This window comes from Longimicrobiaceae bacterium, assembly GCA_035936415.1.
Classification (GTDB): Bacteria; Gemmatimonadota; Gemmatimonadetes; order Longimicrobiales; family Longimicrobiaceae; genus JAFAYN01.
In genome coordinates, this window is sequence record DASYWD010000593.1 from 1 (window position 1) to 17669 (window position 17669).

General features: G+C 71.7%; 16 protein-coding genes. 8 read left to right on the plus strand and 8 right to left on the minus strand.

Annotated features, from left to right (window positions below; translation table 11 throughout):
* From VGR37_23755 to VGR37_23785, 7 genes are all read left to right on the plus strand, one after another.
* Positions 1–368, plus strand: a 368-nt coding sequence (locus VGR37_23755) for a hypothetical protein (GenBank protein HEV2150436.1), incomplete at its 5' end; no start/stop codon positions are given.
* Between the two features lie 107 nt (positions 369–475).
* Entirely contained in the window at positions 476–1033 is a 558-nt protein-coding gene (locus VGR37_23760; GenBank protein HEV2150437.1) for a hypothetical protein, read from the plus strand.
* 109 nt (positions 1034–1142) lie between these two features.
* Positions 1143–1796 (plus strand): phosphatase PAP2 family protein, encoded by a 654-nt coding sequence (locus VGR37_23765; GenBank protein ID HEV2150438.1) that lies wholly within the window; start codon positions 1143–1145, stop codon positions 1794–1796.
* 590 nt (positions 1797–2386) lie between these two features.
* Positions 2387–2710, plus strand: a complete 324-nt coding sequence (locus VGR37_23770) for a hypothetical protein (GenBank protein HEV2150439.1) — start codon at positions 2387–2389, stop codon at positions 2708–2710.
* Positions 2711–2788: 78 nt separating this feature from the next.
* A complete protein-coding gene (locus VGR37_23775) occupies positions 2789–4183 on the plus strand; it encodes a 3' terminal RNA ribose 2'-O-methyltransferase Hen1 (GenBank protein ID HEV2150440.1) in 1395 nt (464 codons plus the stop codon).
* Positions 4184–4265: 82 nt separating this feature from the next.
* Positions 4266–6200 carry a M48 family metalloprotease gene (locus VGR37_23780; GenBank protein HEV2150441.1) on the plus strand — a complete coding sequence of 645 codons (1935 nt, stop codon included), beginning with the start codon at positions 4266–4268 and terminating at the stop codon, positions 6198–6200.
* Positions 6197–8767, plus strand: coding sequence for a polynucleotide kinase-phosphatase (locus VGR37_23785; protein ID HEV2150442.1), 2571 nt, complete (start codon positions 6197–6199; stop codon positions 8765–8767). The genes VGR37_23780 and VGR37_23785 overlap by 4 nt, the downstream gene beginning before the upstream one ends.
* Before the next feature lie 42 nt (positions 8768–8809).
* On the opposite strand, the gene VGR37_23790 is transcribed toward VGR37_23785, so the two are convergent.
* Positions 8810–9775, minus strand: coding sequence for an RluA family pseudouridine synthase (locus VGR37_23790; GenBank protein HEV2150443.1), 966 nt, complete (start codon positions 9773–9775; stop codon positions 8810–8812).
* A 105-nt stretch (positions 9776–9880) separates the two neighbouring features.
* Here VGR37_23790 and VGR37_23795 point away from each other — a divergent pair, with 105 nt between their 5' ends.
* A complete protein-coding gene (locus VGR37_23795) occupies positions 9881–10612 on the plus strand; it encodes a hypothetical protein (GenBank protein HEV2150444.1) in 732 nt (243 codons plus the stop codon).
* Positions 10613–10707: 95 nt separating this feature from the next.
* Here the strand turns inward: VGR37_23795 and VGR37_23800 are convergent, their stop codons facing one another.
* The 7 genes from VGR37_23800 to VGR37_23830 form a co-directional block, all read right to left on the minus strand.
* A complete protein-coding gene (locus VGR37_23800; GenBank protein HEV2150445.1) occupies positions 10708–11436 on the minus strand; it encodes a protein-L-isoaspartate(D-aspartate) O-methyltransferase in 729 nt (242 codons plus the stop codon).
* Positions 11437–11464: 28 nt separating this feature from the next.
* Positions 11465–12265, minus strand: coding sequence for an SDR family oxidoreductase (locus VGR37_23805; GenBank protein ID HEV2150446.1), 801 nt, complete (start codon positions 12263–12265; stop codon positions 11465–11467).
* 176 nt (positions 12266–12441) lie between these two features.
* Positions 12442–12945: a hypothetical protein gene (locus VGR37_23810; protein HEV2150447.1), complete on the minus strand. Its 504-nt coding sequence runs from the start codon at positions 12943–12945 to the stop codon at positions 12442–12444.
* A 122-nt stretch (positions 12946–13067) separates the two neighbouring features.
* Positions 13068–14690, minus strand: a complete 1623-nt coding sequence (locus tag VGR37_23815; protein ID HEV2150448.1) for an AAA family ATPase — start codon at positions 14688–14690, stop codon at positions 13068–13070.
* 538 nt (positions 14691–15228) lie between these two features.
* Positions 15229–15801 carry a hypothetical protein gene (locus VGR37_23820; GenBank protein ID HEV2150449.1) on the minus strand — a complete coding sequence of 191 codons (573 nt, stop codon included), beginning with the start codon at positions 15799–15801 and terminating at the stop codon, positions 15229–15231.
* Positions 15798–17324, minus strand: coding sequence for an AMP-binding protein (locus VGR37_23825; protein HEV2150450.1), 1527 nt, complete (start codon positions 17322–17324; stop codon positions 15798–15800). The genes VGR37_23820 and VGR37_23825 overlap by 4 nt, the downstream gene beginning before the upstream one ends.
* A partial coding sequence (locus VGR37_23830; protein ID HEV2150451.1) for a hypothetical protein occupies positions 17321–17669 on the minus strand: 349 nt, incomplete at its 5' end. The genes VGR37_23830 and VGR37_23825, both read right to left, overlap by 4 nt.

The following is a 17669-nucleotide window of genomic DNA, read 5'->3' on the forward strand; positions in this document are numbered from 1 at the left end:
TGCCGCGCGGGTGGCGCCCCGCGGGGAACCCCGCCTCCGCGGACACGGACGCCGCGAGCTGGCGCGGCGACGGGGGGACGCTCACCTGGGGGACCGGCGCGTACGCCCCGGAGGAGCGGGGGACGATGACGGTGGAGGCGCGCGGCGATCGTGCGCAGCGGGGCCCGCCGGGCGAGATGCGCCGCTTCCCGGAGTCCATCGGCGGGGCGTCGGCGGACCTGTGGCACGACCGCATCGGCGAGCGGCACTTCACCGGGGCGCAGTGGACGCGCCCGCGGCAGGTGCACCTGTCCGGTGAAGCCCGCGACGCCCGCACCGCGGCGCTCCAGCTCGCCGCATACCGCACCGTGCGCTTCGCCCCGCGGTGATCCGGCGCGCGGGCGCTCCCGCTGGCACGGTTCCCGCTGGGGCTCGTCGCCGCATGCCTTTCCGGCGCAACCGGCGCGCCGGGAGAACCACGGGAGAGGAGGGGGTGATGAAGCGCGCACTCTGGTCGCTCGCGGCGCTCGCCGCGTTCCTGTCGTTCGCGCCCTCCGCCGCGGCTCAGCCGGCGGACGGTCTGCGCCTCGGTATCCGGGTGGGGGCGTACTTCCCCGCGGACGAGGACGTACGCGACGCCTTCGGCGAGGTCCTCCCCCTGGTGGGGCTCGCCCTGGCGAACCCGGCCCGGCCCGGGACCTTCGCCGTGTTCCCCAACCTGGAGATCTCCGGCGCGCGCTCCGGGAGCGACCGCTTCCTGGTGATCCCGCTCACGGCCGTCGGGGAGTACCAGTTCCCCGGGGACCCGCGGGGAATCGTCCCCTTCGTCCGGGGCGAGGCCGGGGTCGCCTACTACGACTACCGCGTGCGGCTGGACAGCGCGAGGGTGGTGCGCGCCCGCCGCGGCGGGCCGGCCGGCGCGGCCGAGGTGGGGCTCCGCGTCACCCCGTACTTCCGTGCGAGCGCCCGCTACCGCCTCTTCCGGGAGTACGACGACGTGGACTTCAGCGGGCTCGAGCTGAACTTCGTGATCGGGTCGCTGCGCCTCTACTAGCCGCGTCCCTGCTCCTCCCCGCGACCCGCCCCGCCCTTCCGACCGCGGGGCGGGTCGCGTAGCTTGTCGGCGCCCCCGCCCCCCCGACGAGCACCGGCACCCCCGACCCATGCACGCAGCTCCCCCCCGGCACGGACGCGCTCCGCTGCTCCGCTTCCTCCTGGCCTCCGCCGTGGCGCTCGTCCTGGCGCACCTCGTGGACCGCTGGGCGTACGTTCACCTGGCCGCGGCGGAACTGAGCGACACCGACCTGGGCCGGATGCTGCGGGTGATGGGCTTCCTCCCGCTGTGGGCCACCGCCGCGCTCGCGCTGGTGCTGCACGACCGGCCGGAGCGCGCAGGGCGGGGAGCGTGGGCGCGCGGACTGCTCCTGCTGGGGTCGGCCACGCTGGGCGGGGCGGCGGCGGAGGTGCTCAAGCTCGTGTTCCGGCGGGAGCGCCCGCGCGCCCATGCCGGCGAGTACGTGTTCCGCGCCTGGACGGAGCGCCCCTTCTCCACCGGGGGGCTCGCCCTCCCCAGCAGTCACGCGCTGGTGGCCTGGGGAGCGGCGGGGATGCTGGCGCACCTGTTCCCCCGCGCGCGGTGGGTCTGGTACGCGCTGGCGGCGGGCTCCAGCTACTCGCGCGTGGCGGCGGGGGCGCACTTCGTGAGCGACGTGGTGCTCTCCGCGGTCGTGGGGCTCGCGGTTGCGGAGGGGCTCTGGCGCTGGCGGGGACCGCACGAAGGCAGACCGGACGCGGTCGAGCGGGCCGGACACTCTTGACAGGACGCGGAAGCCGCTTTATCGTCGCTCCCCTCAGGGAGTCGCGTCCCGATGCAAGCACCGGAGCCGCCCCACCACCGCGTGGGGCGTCCTTCGGGACCGCAGGCGTGTAGTCGCCCGCGGGAAGGCATCGGCGGCGCGATTTTGCGTTTCGGGGGTTCCCCCGGGGTCGGGTCTGGAAAGGAGCAGCACGTGTTCGGGACCATCCACTTCGCCTTCGCGGCCGGTCCGCGCCCCCTGGGGCCCGGCAGGTCCGCCACCCGCCCGGCGGGGCTCCGTGCCCGCGCCAGTGCCGGGGTGCGTGCGTGGGTGGAGAGCGCGCACGCGCAGGCGGCCTGCCCCGCACGGCTCAGCCGGCTGCTCGTGCAGCCGGACCACGGGCCCGAAATGGACCGAGCCGCGCCGCGCGGGAATCTCACGCCGGTACCGGCACACAGCGCAGGGGGAGGGAGCGGAACGGCGCCGTAGCGCCGGCCGCCGCACCCTCGGGAGCGGAGAACGCCCCACCTGCGCCGTCGGCCGGGTGGGGCGTTCCGCGTTCGGCGCCAATCCCTGCCGCCCCAGGGCGGCTGTGCAACCCTGAGCGAGAAATGATCAACCGACTGAAGGAATACCATGGGGAACCCGAGGAGCGCGCGCCGGAGGACGACTACTTCGAGATCACCAGCGAGGCGGAGCTGTTCTACGTCTCACAGGAGACCGCGCGAAGGATCGTCCACCAGTTGAGGCGCTTCTGGGTTCCGCGGTGGATCCGCTTCACCGACCTCTGCGGATCGGAGGTCGAGGTGCGGAGCCGCCTGATTGAGAGCGTACACGAATCCACCACCACCCAGCGGCAGGCCCGGCGCGACTTCCATCGCGCCCGGAAGCTGGAGCGGAAGGCCGACCGCCGTCCCTGGGACGACGACGAGTGACAGTTCCGGGGTGCGCGCCGTCTCTCGCGGGCGGCCCGCACCCCCAGACGCGGCAGCACCATCACACCCGATCCGCCCATGCTGCTCACCATCACCACCACGCACGAGCCGGCGACCGACCTCGGCTACCTGCTCTACAAGAACCCCGCGCGGGCGCAGAGCTTCCCGCTCTCCTTCGGGAGCGCGCACGTGGTCTACCCGGAAGCCGCGCCGGAGCGGTGCACGGCCGCGCTCCTCCTGGACGTGGACCCCGTGGGGCTGGTGCGCGGCTCCCGGGGCGAGGGGGGCGCGCTCGACCAGTACGTCAACGACCGGCCGTACGTCGCCTCCTCGTTCCTGAGCGTCGCCATCGCGCAGGTGCTGGGGACCGCGCTCGCCGGGAAGTGCAGGGACCGCCCGGAGCTGGCGGAGACGCCGATCCCGCTGACCGCCCGGATCGCGGTCCTTCCCTGCCGGGGCGGGGAGCCGCTGCTGCGGCGCCTCTTCGAGCCGCTCGGCTACGCGCTGGAGGCGGAGCGGCACCCCCTGGACCCCGCGTTCCCGGAATGGGGCGAGAGCCGCTACTTCACGCTCACCCTGACGGCGACCGTCCGCCTGGCGGAGCTGCTCCGGCACCTGTACGTGCTCGTCCCCGTGCTGGACGACGCCAAGCACTACTGGGTGGGGGAGGACGAGGTGGAGAAGCTGCTCCGGCAGGGCGAGGGATGGCTGTCCGCCCACCCGGAGCGCGACCTCATCACCCGGCGCTACCTCAAGCACCGCCCCAGCCTGACGCGCGCGGCGCTGGCGCAGCTGGTCGCGGAGGAGGAGGCGGACCCGGACGCCGCGGCGGAGGCCCGCGACGCCGAGGAGCAGGTGGTGGAGGAGCGAATCGGCCTCAACGAGCAGCGTCTCGGCGCCGTGGCGGCCGCGCTGCGGGCGAGCGGGGCGAAGCGGGTGGTGGACCTGGGCTGCGGGGAGGGGCGGCTGCTCCGCATGCTGCTCCAGGACCGGCAGTTCGAGGAGATCCTGGGGATGGACGTCTCCATCCGCTCGCTGGAGGTCGCCCGGGACCGGCTCCGGCTGGAGGAGATGCCGCCGAAGCAGCGGGAGAGGATCCGGCTGATCCACGGCTCGCTCATGTACCGGGACCCGCGGATCGCCGGGTACGACGCGGCGGCGGTGGTGGAGGTGATCGAGCACCTGGACCCGCCGCGGCTGCGGGCCTTCGAGCGGGTTCTCTTCGAGTTCGCGCGGCCCGGGACGGTGGTGATGACCACCCCGAACCAGGAGTACAACGCCACGTGGGAGAGCCTCCCGGCGGGGGCGTTCCGGCACCGGGACCACCGCTTCGAGTGGACCCGGGCGGAGTTCCAGCGGTGGGCGGGGGAGGTGGCGGAGCGGTTCGGCTACGCCGTGCGCTTCCTCCCGGTGGGACCGGAGGACCCCGCGCTGGGGTCGCCGACGCAGATGGCGGTGTTCGACTGGGAGTAACGGAACCTTCATCCGAGCGACGAGCCCCGCGCCCGTCCGGGCGCGGCCGGCGGTGCTCCCCACCTTCGAGCGAGGAGATCCCATGCAGAGCAGTCAGCAATTCGACAGCTACGTCGCCCGCCTGGAGAGGGTGGCGCGCGAGCGGCCGGGGGAGTACCGCCTGCGCGCGCTGCTCTTCGGGTTCCTGGGCTACGCCTACGTGTTCGGCGTGCTCGCCCTGCTGCTGGCCCTGGTGGTCGGCCTGGGGTGGTGGGTCGCCGAGCACGGGGGCTGGGTCCTGCTGTTCAAGGTCGCCATCCCGGTGCTGATGCTGGGGGCCGTGGTGCTGAAGGCGATGTGGGTCCGCATCGATCCCCCGGCCGGGACGCCGCTCGCCCGCGCGGATGCCCCGCGGCTCTTCGCGGAGGTGGATGCGGTCCGCAGGGCGGTAGACGCCCCGCCCGCGCACCGCCTTCTCCTGACCGACGACTTCAACGCCTCGGTCTCCCAGGTGCCGCGGCTGGGGATGTTCGGGTGGCACCGCAACTACCTGGCGCTCGGGGTGCCGCTCCTGCACGCCCTCTCGCCGGCGGAGTTCCGGGCGGTGCTGGCGCACGAGTTCGGCCACCTCTCCCGCGCGCACGGCCGCACGGGGGCGTGGATCTACCGGATCCGGAGCACCTGGGTCCGCATCCTGGAGCAGCTGGAGCAGGAGCAGCACCCGGGGACGTTCATCTTCGAGCGCTTCTTCCGCTGGTACGCGCCGCGTTTCGCTGCGTACTCGTTCGTGCTCGCGCGCAGGCAGGAGTTCGAGGCCGACGAGCGGGCCGCGGCGATGGTGGGGCGCGAAACGATGGCCGCCGCCCTGATGCGGGTGGAGGTTCGGGGCGCGTACCTGGGTGGCTCCTTCTGGCCCGGCGTCTGGGGGCGTGCGCGCATGGAGCCGGAGCCGCCGGCCGACGCCTTCTCCACCCTGGCGCGCACACTCGGAGAACCGATGCCGGCGAAGGAGGCGGAGGTCCTGCTGGCCGAGGCCCTGGCCGCGCAGACCCGGAGCGGGGACACGCACCCGGTGCTCGCGGAGCGTCTGGCCGCGCTCGGGGTCCGCCCCACCCCCGCGCTGCTCACGTCGGGAGACGGGGGGCCCAGCGCCGCGGAGGAGCTCCTGGGCGGGCGGCGGGCGGCGGTGCTCGCGCAGCTGGACCACTCGTGGAGCGCCGCGGTGCGGCAGTTCTGGTCGCGGGAGCACGAGCAGAGCCGGCAGGGCCTGGAGCGCCTCGCGGAGCTGGAGCGGCAGGCCGCGGCGGGTCCCCTTTCACCCGAGGAGGCGAGGGAGCGCGCCTGGGCCGTCGCCAACCTGCGCGGGGGCGATGAGGCGGTCCCCCTCTTCCAGGAGATCGCCCGTGCGGCCCCCGAGGACGGCCCCGCCCGCTACATGCTCGGGCAGCTGCTCCTGGAGCGGGGCGACCCCGATGGGCTGGACCATCTGGAGGCCGCCATGGCCACCGACCCGGGCCTGGTCCAGCCGGCGTGCGGCTCCGCGCACGCCTTCCTGCTGCGCGCGGGCCGGACCGAGGAGGCGGAGCGCTACTGGCGCCGGCTCCAGGAGCACCAGGACCTGGTGGCGGGCGCCCAGGAGGAGCGCAGCGTCGCGGCGCTCCGCCCGAAGGACGTCTTCCTGCCGCACGGGTTGGGTGAGGAGGCGCTCCAGGCGCTGGTCGAGGCGCTGCGCCGCCACCGCGACGTGGAGCGTGCCTACCTGGTGCGCAAGCAGGTGAAGCTCCTCCCCGACTACCCGCTCCACGTCCTCGCGGTCGTGCTGGACCTGAGCTGGATGAAGCACCAGGCCGGGAACCCGGCGGCAGAGCTGGTCGACCGCCTCGGGAGCGAGGTGGCCTTCCCGGGCGACGGGATCGTGCTGGTGCTGGATGGTGGGTACAGGAAACTGCGCAAGCCGATCGGCTCCGTGCCGGGGGCCGAGGTCTACGTCCGGGGGCGGACGCCCGCACCCCGTCGAGAAAGGGAACTGGTCTCGTGAAGCTCACCATTCCGGAGCTGTCGCTGGTGGTGCTGGTGGGGCCCTCCGGGGCGGGGAAGTCCACCTTCGGGCGGACCCACTTCCTCCCTACCGAGGTGCTCTCGTCCGACTACTGCCGCGCCCTGGTCTCGGACAACGAGAACGACCAGGGCGCGACCGGCGACGCCTTCGACGTGCTGCGCTACGTCGCCGCCAAGCGGCTGGCCCGCGGCAACCTCACGGTGGTGGACGCCACCAACGTGCAGCCGGAGGCGCGCAAGCCGCTGGTGGCGCTCGCCAGGGAGTACCACGTCATCCCGGTGGCCATCGTCTTCGACCTCCCGGAGAAGCTCTGCCGGGAGCGGAACCAGGCGCGCCCGGACCGGGACTTCGGCCCGCACGTGATCCGCCGGCAGGCCGACCAGCTGCGGCGCTCCCTGCGCGGGCTGCGGCGCGAGGGGTTCCGGCACGTGCACGTGCTGAGCTCGCCGGAGGATGTGGCCGCAGTCACCCTGCAGCGCGAGCCGCTCTGGAACAATCGCAAGCACGAGCACGGGCCCTTCGACCTGATCGGCGACGTGCACGGCTGCCTGGAGGAGCTGGTGGCGCTCCTGCGGGAGCTGGGCTACGCCGTCGCGCGGGAGACGGACGCGGCGGGGGAGCCCGCGTACTCCGTCCGGCCGCCGGAGGGGCGCAGGGCGGTGTTCGTGGGCGACCTGGTGGACCGGGGCCCGGACACCCCGGGCGTGCTGCGCCTGGTGATGGGGATGGTGGAGGCCGGGACGGCGCTCTGCGTCCCCGGCAACCACGACGTCAAGCTGGTCAAGGCGCTGGGTGGGCGGAACGTGCAGGTGAAGCACGGCCTGGCCGAGTCGTTGGAGCAGCTGGGGCGCGAGACGCCGGAGTTCCGGGAGCGGGCCGCCGCCTTCCTGGACGCCCTGGTGAGCCACTACGTCCTGGACGACGGAAAGCTGGTGGTGGCCCACGCCGGGATGAAGGCGGAGTACCAGGGGCGCGGCTCGGGACGGGTGCGGGAGTTCGCGCTCTACGGCGAGACCACGGGGGAGACGGACGAGTTCGGCCTCCCGGTGCGCTACAACTGGGCGGCGGAGTACCGGGGCCAGGCCATGGTGGTCTACGGCCACACTCCGGTGCCGGAGCCCGCCTGGCTGAACAACACGATCTGCATCGACACCGGGTGCGTCTTCGGGGGGCGGCTCACGGCGCTGCGCTACCCGGAGCGGGAGCTGGTCTCCGTGCCGGCCGCGCGGATCTACGCGGAGCCGGTGCGGTCCTTCCTCCCGGAGGAGCTGGTGGCGCCGCTCCTCTCGGAGCAGCACCGGCTGGACGACGTGCTGGACATCGAGGACGTGACCGGGAAGCGCATCGTCGCCACCCGGCTGCGAGGGAACGTGACCGTGCGGGAGGAGAACGCGGCGGCGGCGCTGGAGGTGATGAGCCGCTTCGCCGCCAACCCCAAGTGGCTGGTCTACCTGCCGCCCACCATGTCGCCCTCCGAGACCACGAAGGCGCCGGGGCTGCTGGAGCACCCGGCGGAGGCCTTCGGCTACTACCGGCACGAGGGGGTGCCGCGGGTGGTCTGCGAGGAGAAGCACATGGGCTCGCGCGCGGTGGTGGTCGTCTGCCGCGACGAGGACGCCGCGCGCCGGCGCTTCGGGGTGGTGGACGAGGGGGTCGGGATCGTCTACACCCGCACGGGGCGCCGCTTCTTCGCGGAGACGGCGCTGGAGGCGGAGCTCCTGGCGCGGGTGCAGGCGGCGGTGGCCGCCGCCGGGATCTGGGAAGAGCTGGGGACAGACTGGGTGTGCCTGGACGCGGAGCTGCTCCCCTGGTCGGCCAAGGCGCAGGAGCTGCTGCGCGGCCAGTACGCCGCCGTGGGGGCGGCCTCGCGCGGGGCGCTCTCGGAGGCGGTGGCGGTGCTGGAGCAGGCGGGCGGCCGGGGCCAGGCGGCGGAGCTGCTGGAGCGCTTCCGCGGCCGCGCGGGGCTGGCGGGGCGCTACGTGGAGTCGTACCGGCGCTACTGCTGGGAGGTGGGCTCGGTGACGGACCTGAAGCTGGCGCCCTTCCACCTGCTGGCCTCGGAGGGGGCGGTGCACACCGGGCGGGACCACGCCTGGCACATGGAGGTCCTCGCCCGTGTCTGCGCGGCGGACCCGGAGGTGATGCTCGCCACACCCTACCGCGTGGTGGACGTCACCGACCCGGACGAGCAGGAGGAGGCGGTCCGCTGGTGGGAGGAGCACACCGAGCGCGGCGGCGAGGGGATGGTGGTCAAGCCGCTCGACTTCGTCGCGAAAGGGCGGAGGGGGATGGTGCAGCCGGCGGTGAAGTGCCGGGGGCGGGAGTACCTGCGCATCATCTACGGCCCGGAGTACACCGAGCCGGAGAACCTGCAGCGGCTCCGGCAGCGGGGGCTCTCGCACAAGCGCTCGCTGGCGCTGCGGGAGTTCGCGCTGGGGGTAGAGGGGCTGGAGCGGTTCGTCCGCGGGGAGCCGCTGCGGCGCACGCACGAGTGCGTGTTCGGGGTGCTGGCGCTGGAGAGCGAGCCGGTGGACCCGCGGCTGTAGGAACGAGACCGGGCGCCCCTGAATCGCGGGGGCGCCCGGTCTTCATTCCCGCGGCTCGCCGGCCGCCTCTTGCAGCCGCTCCCGCAGCTCTTCCAGGTCCGGCGGGAGCGGCGCCCGGAGCTCCACCCGCTCGCCCGTGCGGGGGTGCGTGAAGCAGATGCGGTGCGCATGCAGCGCCTGCCGCTTCGGGGCGTCCCGGCCGGCGCCGCCGTACTGCCGGTCGCCGAGGACGGGGTGGCCCAGGTGGGCCATGTGGACGCGGATCTGGTGCGTGCGCCCGGTCTCCAGCTCCAGCTCCAGCAGCGTCGCCCCGGGGAAGCGCTCCACCACGCGGAAGCGGGTGAGCGCCGGCTCCCCGTCCGGGCGCACGGCGCGCAGGTTGGGGCGCTTGCGGTCGCGCCCGATCGGCGCCTCCACCACGCCCTCGTCCTCGGCGACGCTCCCCCGCACGAACGCCAGGTACGCGCGCCCCAGCTCGCGTTCGCGGAGCTGCCGGTCCAGCTGGGCCTGTGCTTGCGCGCTCTTGGCGAAGAGCACCAGCCCCGAGGTGTCCCGGTCGATCCGGTGCACCGGGCGCACCTTCGCCCGCAGCTCCTGCGCGGCGAAGTGGTGCGCCACGCCGTGGGCCAGCGTGCGGTCCTGCTCCGGCGAGGTGGGGTGCACCAGCAGGAAGGGCGGCTTGTCCAGCACCAGCACGTCGGCGTCCTCGTGCACCACGGCCAGCTCCATCGGCACCGGCGCGAGCCCCGCCTCCTCCTCCGGCGCCAGGCGCGCCGCCACCACGTCGCCGGCTTTCACCTTCCGCGCCAGGAACGCGGGGCGGCGGTTGAGCTGGAGCCCCTTGCTGCGCGTCAGCCGCTGGATCATCCGCCGGGACACCTGCATGCTCCCGGTGAGGACCTCCTCCACCGTGCGCCCGGCCTCCTCCGGCGTGACGGTGTGCTCCGCCCAGCGGCGCGGTGCGTCCGGCGCGTCGGGGCGTCCGGCCCCCGGTCTCCTTTCCTTCATCTGCTCCCCGTCGAACGTGTCCGCCTGCTCCGTGGCCTTGCGGGCGGCGCGCCGCCGGACGATGATCGAGACCGTCCGCGCTCTCCACCCGTTCCGCCCTCACCGATGCTCCGTCCCACCGCGACCGCGCTCCTGCTCGTCCTCGCCGCCGGATGCACGCCCGGTGCCCCCGCGTCGGCGCCGGTCTCGCCCGCGCCCGCGCCCCCGCCCGCGGCCTCGCCAGCGCCCGTCCCCGACCCGTACCGGCCCTGCTGGAACCGGCCCGACACGGAGGCGTGCGTCGCCCGGACCGAGCAGCGCCTGCTCGCCGCAACCGCGGGGCGGGTCCGCCGCGAGGGGGACCGCCTGCTCTTCCAGGGGACCGGCCGCGCGAACCTGCCCCTGGAGGACGACCGCACCGAGGGCGCCCGCACCGTCCTGCACCGCTACGCCGGGTGGATCCCGGAGATCGGGCACCACCTCGTGCAGCTGAGCTTCTACGAGGGCGGGGGATGGCTCCTGGTGGATGGCGAGACCACGAACCAGGTGCAGGTCCTCGGCCCGCCCGTCGTCGCGCCGGACCGGAGCCGCTTCGCGGCGACGTCCGTGGACCTGGAGGCGGGCTACGACCCCAACGGGATCCAGGTGTGGAGCATGGCGCAGGGGTTCCCGCGCCTGGAGTGGGGGGTGGACGGCGGCAGCACCTGGGGCGCCTCCGACGCGGCGTGGATCGACGCGAACACGGTGGAGTTCACCCGGCACGTGAACACCACCGGCGACCCGGAGCAGACGCGGACGATCCGGACCCGGCTGGTGCTGGGGGAGGACGGGATCACGCTGCGGTCGGTGGGGCGGTGAGCCGCTCGACTACGGAGAGAATAACGCCCGGCCGACTGTCTCTGGCAGCGCTCCCGTCAGGCGCGGTCGTCCGGCAGTACGTGCGGATTGCTGCGCTAGGGGCTCGCCGAGTCCGGGCGGACGAGCGGCACGAAGCGCACCGGCAGCGTCCTCTCCTCCGTCACTCCCGCGGTCGTCTTCGTGAGCACCCGCATCTCCTGCTCTCCCGTACCCACCGGAATGACCATCCTCCCGTTCACCGCCAGCTGCTCGACGAGCGCCGGCGGGACATGGTCCGGTGCGGCGGTGACCAGGATGGCGTCGAAGGGCGCATGCTCCCTCCAGCCCGCGTAGCCGTCCCCGGTGCGGACGTGCACGTTGGTGTAGCCCAGCTCCCGGAGCACCGTGCGGGCGCGCGTCGCCAGCTCGGGAACGATCTCGATGCTGTAGACCTCGCGCGCGATCTCCGCCAGGACCGCTGCCTGATACCCTGAGCCGGTGCCGATCTCCAGCACCCTGTCGCCGGCGGAGATCCTGGCCGCCTCGGTCATGTACGCGACGATGTAGGGCTGGGAGATGGTCTGGTCGAACCCGATCGGCAGCGGATGGTCGGCATAGGCAAGGTGCTCGTCCGCCGGGGGAACGAACCGGTGCCGCGGAACTCGCCTCATTGCCGCGAGCACGGCCCGGTCGCGGATTCCGCGGGCACGGAGCTGCTCCTGAACCATCTGGGCGCGCTCGCGTGCGTACTCCCTCCCGACCGACACCGAGTCGTGCGGAGGGTTCGGCTGGCACGCGGAGAGAGCGCCGAGCAGGAGCAGCAGGAGGACGGGGCCGAGAGTCATGAGCGCTCCGGGAACAGCAGGGGAAAAGCTACAACGCATGCCCGCCCGCAACCTGCAGCACCTGCCCCGTGATCCAGCGCGCCTGATCCGAAGCAAGGAAGACGATTGCGTCGGCGACGTCCTCGGGTGTACCCACGCGCCGCAGGGGGATCCACGGCAAAACCTGCTCCTCCAGCTCGGGAGTGATCCAGCCGGTCTGCACCGGCCCGGGTGCCACGGCATTGACCGTGATCCCCAGCGGACCCAGTTCCACGGCGGTGCTGCGGGTGAACGCTTCCAGAGCGGCCTTGCTGGCTCCGTAGGCGATCTGGGTCGCGAATGCGCGCGCCGCATCCGTGCTGAGGTGGATGATTCGCCCTCGTGTCCCTCCACGCCGCTGGTGCCGACGGGCGTACTCGTGGGTGAGCAGCACCGGGGCGCGGGTGTTCACCGCGAAGTGGCGGTCGAGGGTTCCGGCCGTGATTTGAAGGATGGTGTCTGGACTCTCACAGTGGGCCGCGTTGTTGACCAGCACCTCCACGGGGCCGGCCTGCGCCTCGGCTGCATCGAAGAGGTGAACAGCCGCAGCCGGGTCCGAGAGATCCGCGGCGACGGGCACCGCGCGTCCACCGGAGGCGACGATCTCCCGGGCGAGCGCCTCCGCTGCGGGAGCGCCTGGCACCTCGTGCTCGATACGGATGGAAGCATCGGCGAGGGGCGGCTGCCGATCCAGGTAATGCAGCACGAGGGTGGCGCCCTGGGCCGCGAATGCGCGCGCCGTGGCGGCACCAATTCCGGAGTTTGCGCCGGTGACGAGCACAACGCGGCCAATCAGGCCGGGATCGATCATGCGGCTCGGGGTTCGGGAGATCAGCTACCTGGCGCCCCAAAGCTCAGGTGTGTGCGGCCGAGCCGCAACTTCAGGAGGCGGTGCCTGGCGGCCTAGTCACCAGGCGTGGAAGCATCGCCGGCTGCATGTCGCCTGCAGGGATACACGACTGCAGCCGGTCCCTCTTGCCCGGGCGCTTAGGCGCGGAGGACGGGCGCGATTTGCCTTTTGTGCGCTGCCACGAAGTGAAGTGTTCGGAGCAACGGCTTCTGTTCATCGACCATATTCGACAGAATACTCACGGGCGCGAGCTCGGAGAAGATCTCCTGCAGGAGCTCCCCAACAAGGACCAAGCGACCGCCACCCAGACTCGTGCGACCGCCGACCTTTGCTGCGAAGAGCAGTACGGCAACGGGTTCGATCTCCGCAGGGATGCTTAGGCCGGAGAAGAGGGACGGTATGAAGTGGCGGCCCAGCTCGAACTTCTTGGCGAACCGAGTCTCGCGCTTGTGCCACGCCTGAGCATCAAGCGACGTCTCGATATGCAGGAGATGCCGCTTGTCGGGATGAAAAGCGACGATGTCGAGTTCACCCTCGTAGCCCCCTTTGGCACGACGGCCCACCTTTACGTTCCGCCGCAGGAAGTACCCCTGGTACTCGTACCATTCGGCGACTAATTGCTCCAAGTGATTGGCGGCCATGGGAATCCTCTGAAGGGTTCTGCGCCTAGCGACTCTCGGGTTCAGCGGTGCAGGGAAGACCATTGCCGGAGGCAGGCATGCCGGACCCTGCATCCCCTGGAACCCGGGGTTAGGTGGCGAATTCAGAAGACAACGGCTTCTAGTTCAGAGTAGACTCTGGTCCCAGGCTGAACGAGCGGTGCTAGAGTAGCACGCGCGAATTCCACCGCGTTGTTGCCGCATGCAGTCAGCTGCAATCGCCTCTTCACCTCGTTGTATAGTGGACCGCTGATTGCCTTCACGTCGTCCGCCGGCTTCCCTGCGGCAGTAAGCGTCGCGAGAAGACGGTTCTTCTCGGCAATTATTGCCGGTGCCTCTGATGGCATTCCCGCTCTCGCTGCGAGGGCCGATACGATTTCGTCATCCCACAGGTAGCTCTCTAAGTCCCGGCGTCCGAGAACTTTGGTGCCCGACTTCGCGAGCTCGCCCACTTCAACCGCGCTGCGATCGTCGCGGTCGAACAGCTTCCACGTCGTAATAGATGGGAGCATTTGCGATAGCACAGCACTGAGCAGGAGGGCATCCTTGTCGATTTCCGTGGTTCCCCCGAGAGGGACGAACTCTGTATCGGGATGGCGGGCACCGAAAATGGTCCGGTAGACTGCCGCATCAAAAGTCGGTGTGCGCCTGGGTGAGCCAATCTCCCGGCGCCCTTCGCAAAACACGATTTCCTGTGGAGCTATCAGGTCGGAAAGGTCATCCAGAGCGACCGCGAACATGCTCTTCCAGAAGGCGCGGTCGATCACGGCAGGCCGCATGGTGACCGACGCGTCGAAATCATGACCGCCAAAGTCCAGAAAGACAACGTCGCTCGGATTCGACCTGTGCAGGTCCATTGCTCGACGGGTCATTCCGATCGAATGAGTAGACAGCCAGAGTTGGCAGTTTGGCGGAAGCTGATCGAGAAGCTCATCGAGCAATCGCCCCTGCAACTTCGTATGCATATGGAGTTCTGGCTCGTCGATGCAAAAGATGGAGTTATCGAAGGACTCTGACTTTATGATGAAGTCGAGAAGCAGGTCGAACGCAGCCTTCTCGCCTCCAGACAAGTTCTTGTAGTGATAGCCTCGGCTCACGCCCTTCGTGAAGAAGAACGTCCCATCCTGCATCGGCCGGCCTGGACCCTCCAGTTGCAGGGTCTCGAACACCCTCACCATCGCGTCTCGCACACGCCCGATCAGCCGTTGAGTGATTTCGCCCGCAGTAGTGGTTTTCTCTGCTGGATCAAACAGCGCCTCAATGCTAGCTGACACAATCCTCTGGTAATTGTCCGAAACTCGGGCCTCGCCCGAGATCAGCGTGTTTGGACGACGACTGTCCATGAGAACATCGTCGGCTCGATTTAGCTGACTTAGCGTGAAATCGGGCTCGTGGCGATATGCGGACCGAAAATAGAAGGTCTTGCGGGCTTGTGCCGCGTCCGCCCGAGGATCAGTGGGGAAATCATGGAAGCTCAGCTGGATCCGCTGGAGCATTTCCGACCAATCCCTTGTAGGCTGAGCGCCCACTTTCGCGTGATACAGTGGATCAAAATGGTAGTCCTGGCGGACCCGGATCATCCAGTAGTTGAAAGCCTCGAACAGAGATGTCTTGCCAGCTCCGTTAGGGCCGACCAGCACCACGAGTCGTGCTTCCGCTGGGATGCCGGTGATCGTGAGATCACTGAATCGCTTGAAGTCGCGGATCCGGGCTTCGCTAAGCTTCATCTCTATAACGGTAACAGAGGGGCATGTTCGGCATACGTACCCTGCACACCGGCTCAACTAGTATAGCGGTGCCGCCCAACTACTTAGTAGGCGCCGGAAAGGGGCATATCACGCCCCCGGGCGTGCCACACGAACTCAGTGGCGCGTAACACGCGCCACCGCCCGAGCAGTATACCGCCGGATGGACGCGGACGCAACGACAGCCTGCACGAACATCGCCGGACCGGCGGAGCGGGTGCAGGTGCCCGCTGCGGCACAGCGCCGGCGGGCGGCCGAGACAAAATGGAAGGGCGGGCATCCGGGTAGTCACGTGGATTCGCGCACCTGGTGGTGCCGGAGCCACATGCGAGGTACGATTCGCAACCACACGGAGGGACAGGTATAGAGCGGACGGATTTCAAAGAACGGCTCGGTCCGGAGGGCGCCCGACCTCTGCAGGTGGATGCACGGGCTCGGTCATGTCCTCCTGCGAACTCCAATGCGTGATGCAGCGTCCGAATGCCAACGAGCACCCCATCCGTCCGGCCGCCACTCGCTTTCAGCTCCAGCGCAGCTCCCACTCGCAGAACGCGTCCCCCTCGGCGGAGCAGCGCACGTGGCGCACGGAGGCGTCGCGCCCCCCCGCCACCTCCACGGAGCGCAGCAGCCCCCCGGTCTGTCGCCGGCAGAAGAGCGTGTCGGTGGGGTCGAAGCCCACCAGGCGGAGCACCGCCCGCCCCGGCTCCGCCTCCACCACCTCCATGTTCCCGGGGCGGTAGTAGAGCTGGAAGAGGGAGACGCGCTGCGTCAGGAACTCGGTGGGGCTCGCCTTGCGGAGGATCCCCCCGTACAGCTTCACCCCGAACGACTGGATGGCGAAGGCGCCGCTACGCTCGATCCAGGTGGGGTGCTCGGCGGCCACGGCGCGGTCCGCGGCGCGCAGGAGGCCGAGGAGCACCTCCAGCGGCACCTCGTCGGTGGCCGCGGCGGTCTCCACGACGCGCCGGTCCTCGGCCGGGAGGCTCGCCAGGACGCGCTCCACCGCGTCGGCGCCCACCTCGGCGCCGAGGAAGTCCAGGGTGGAGCGCAGGGTGGACCCCTTCGCCTGCTGCATGGTCTCCGCTCCGGTCACGCGGTCACCTCCACGAGCTCCGCCAGGGCGCGCCGGTCCGGCTTCCCGGAGCCGAGACGGGGGATCTCCGGGACGACGATCACCGCCTTGGGCACCTTGTACCCGGCCAGCCGGGCGCGCGCGTGGGCCACCACCTCCGCCTCCGAGAGCGCCGCGCCCGCGCGGGGCACCACGAAGGCGCGTCCCACCTCCCCCCACTTGGGGTCGGCGACGCCGACCACCACCACCTCCGCCACCCCCGGGCACTCGGCCAGCGCGGCCTCCACCTCGCCCGGGAAGACGTTCTCCCCGCCGGAGATGTACATCTCCTTGCGCCGCCCGCAGATGGTGTAGGCGCCCTCGGCGTCGCGGCGGGCCAGGTCGCCGGTGCGGAGCCACCCGTCCGGGGTGAAGGCCTCCACGGTGCGCTCCGGGTCGCGCAGGTACCCCGCGAACACCTGCGGCCCGCGCAGGAGCAGCTCCCCCGGCTCGCCGGGCTCCGCCTCCCGCCCGTCCGCCGTTTCCAGCCGCATCTCCAGGAACGGCACCGGGCGGCCCACGCTCCCCGGCTTCCGGAGCGCCTCCTCGTCAGAGATGGCGAAGCAGTTGGGGCCGCACTCGGTCAGGCCGTAGCCCTCGCGGAAGCGGTACCCGGCCGAGCGCACCCGCACCGCCAGCGCCGCCGGGCAGGGCGCGCCCCCGGAGACGAAGTGGCGGAGCGAGGGGAGGGGGCGCCCCCAGCGCGGGCTCTCCATCAGCAGGACGAGCTGCGTGGGGACCGTGAGCGCCAGGGTGACCCCCTCCTCCTCCACGGCGGCGAGGAAGGCGTCCGGCTCGAAGCCGTCCAGGAGGACCACGGTGCCGCCGCGGTGCCAGAGCGGGGTGGCGAACACGTTCCACCCCCCGGTGTGGAAGAGCGGGGTGGAGACCGGCGCCACGTCGGCGGGCCCCAGCTCCCACGCGGTCGTGGTCGCCACCGCGTTCCACAGGATCTGCCGGTGCGGGAGGAGCGCCCCCTTGGGCTTCCCCGTGCTCCCGGAGGTGTAGAGGACCAGCGCCGGGTCGTCGGGCGACACCGGCGCGTCCGGCCCCTCGGTGCGCGGGGCGACCGGCACACGGGCCACATCCTCCAGCTCTACCCACCCCACCGCCGGGACCTCGGCCGCCGCCGCGAGGGCGTCGTCCGCGAGCCGCCGGAAGCGATCCTCCCGGAGGAGGAGCACCGGGCGGGCGTCGTCCAGCACCGCGGTCAGCTCCGCGGCGGAAAGGCGCCAGTTGAGGGGGAGGAGTGCCGCGCCGATCCGCACGCACGCGAAGAACGCCTCCACCACCTCCTCGCGGTTCCCGGCCAGGACGGCGACGACGTCCCCCCGGCCGATCCCGATGTCGCGGAGGACGGCGGTCCAGCGCGCGATCCTCCGGTCCAGCTCGGCGTAGGTGAGGCGCGCCCCGGAGGCGCGGTCCACCAGGGCGAGCCGCTCCGGGTGGAGGCGGCTCCAGAAGCGGACCGGGTCCGGGAAGGTGGGGAAGAGGGGCGCGCTCACCGGGCCTCCCGGGGGTGCTCCAGGAAGAAGCGGACCATCTCCCGGCTGGCGTCGGGCCCCCGCGGCTCGGTGTAGCTCCCCTGCGTGGAGCCGCCGGACCAGGCGTGCCCCAGCCCCGGCACCAGCCACATCTCCACGACGGTCCGCCCCTCGCCGTCGAGGAAGCGCGTGCGGGAGGGGTGGAAGCCCTCCGGCGAGGGGCCGAGCGGGCGCGCGTCGGCCGCGGGGGGCGGCGGGGGCGCGTAGGCGGCGTCCGCCTCCAGCCGCAGGGGGACGCCGGCCAGCCCGCTCGCCTCCGCCCACTGGAAGGCGGTCTGCTCCGCGTTGCGGGCGCGCACCACGGGG

Excerpts from the sequence above, each read along its gene's own strand:
- VGR37_23765 (HEV2150438.1), top strand. The coding sequence starts at position 1,143 with ATGCACGCAGCTCCCCCCCGGCACGGACGCGCTCCGCTGCTCCGCTTC.
- VGR37_23780 (HEV2150441.1), top strand. The coding sequence starts at position 4,266 with ATGCAGAGCAGTCAGCAATTCGACAGCTACGTCGCCCGCCTGGAGAGG.
- VGR37_23775 (HEV2150440.1), top strand. The coding sequence starts at position 2,789 with ATGCTGCTCACCATCACCACCACGCACGAGCCGGCGACCGACCTCGGC.
- VGR37_23760 (HEV2150437.1), top strand. The coding sequence starts at position 476 with ATGAAGCGCGCACTCTGGTCGCTCGCGGCGCTCGCCGCGTTCCTGTCG.
- VGR37_23810 (HEV2150447.1), bottom strand. The coding sequence starts at position 12,945 with ATGGCCGCCAATCACTTGGAGCAATTAGTCGCCGAATGGTACGAGTAC.
- VGR37_23790 (HEV2150443.1), bottom strand. The coding sequence starts at position 9,775 with ATGAAGGAAAGGAGACCGGGGGCCGGACGCCCCGACGCGCCGGACGCA.
- VGR37_23800 (HEV2150445.1), bottom strand. The coding sequence starts at position 11,436 with ATGACTCTCGGCCCCGTCCTCCTGCTGCTCCTGCTCGGCGCTCTCTCC.
- VGR37_23770 (HEV2150439.1), top strand. The coding sequence starts at position 2,387 with ATGATCAACCGACTGAAGGAATACCATGGGGAACCCGAGGAGCGCGCG.
- VGR37_23815 (HEV2150448.1), bottom strand. The coding sequence starts at position 14,690 with ATGAAGCTTAGCGAAGCCCGGATCCGCGACTTCAAGCGATTCAGTGAT.
- VGR37_23805 (HEV2150446.1), bottom strand. The coding sequence starts at position 12,265 with ATGATCGATCCCGGCCTGATTGGCCGCGTTGTGCTCGTCACCGGCGCA.
- VGR37_23795 (HEV2150444.1), top strand. The coding sequence starts at position 9,881 with ATGCTCCGTCCCACCGCGACCGCGCTCCTGCTCGTCCTCGCCGCCGGA.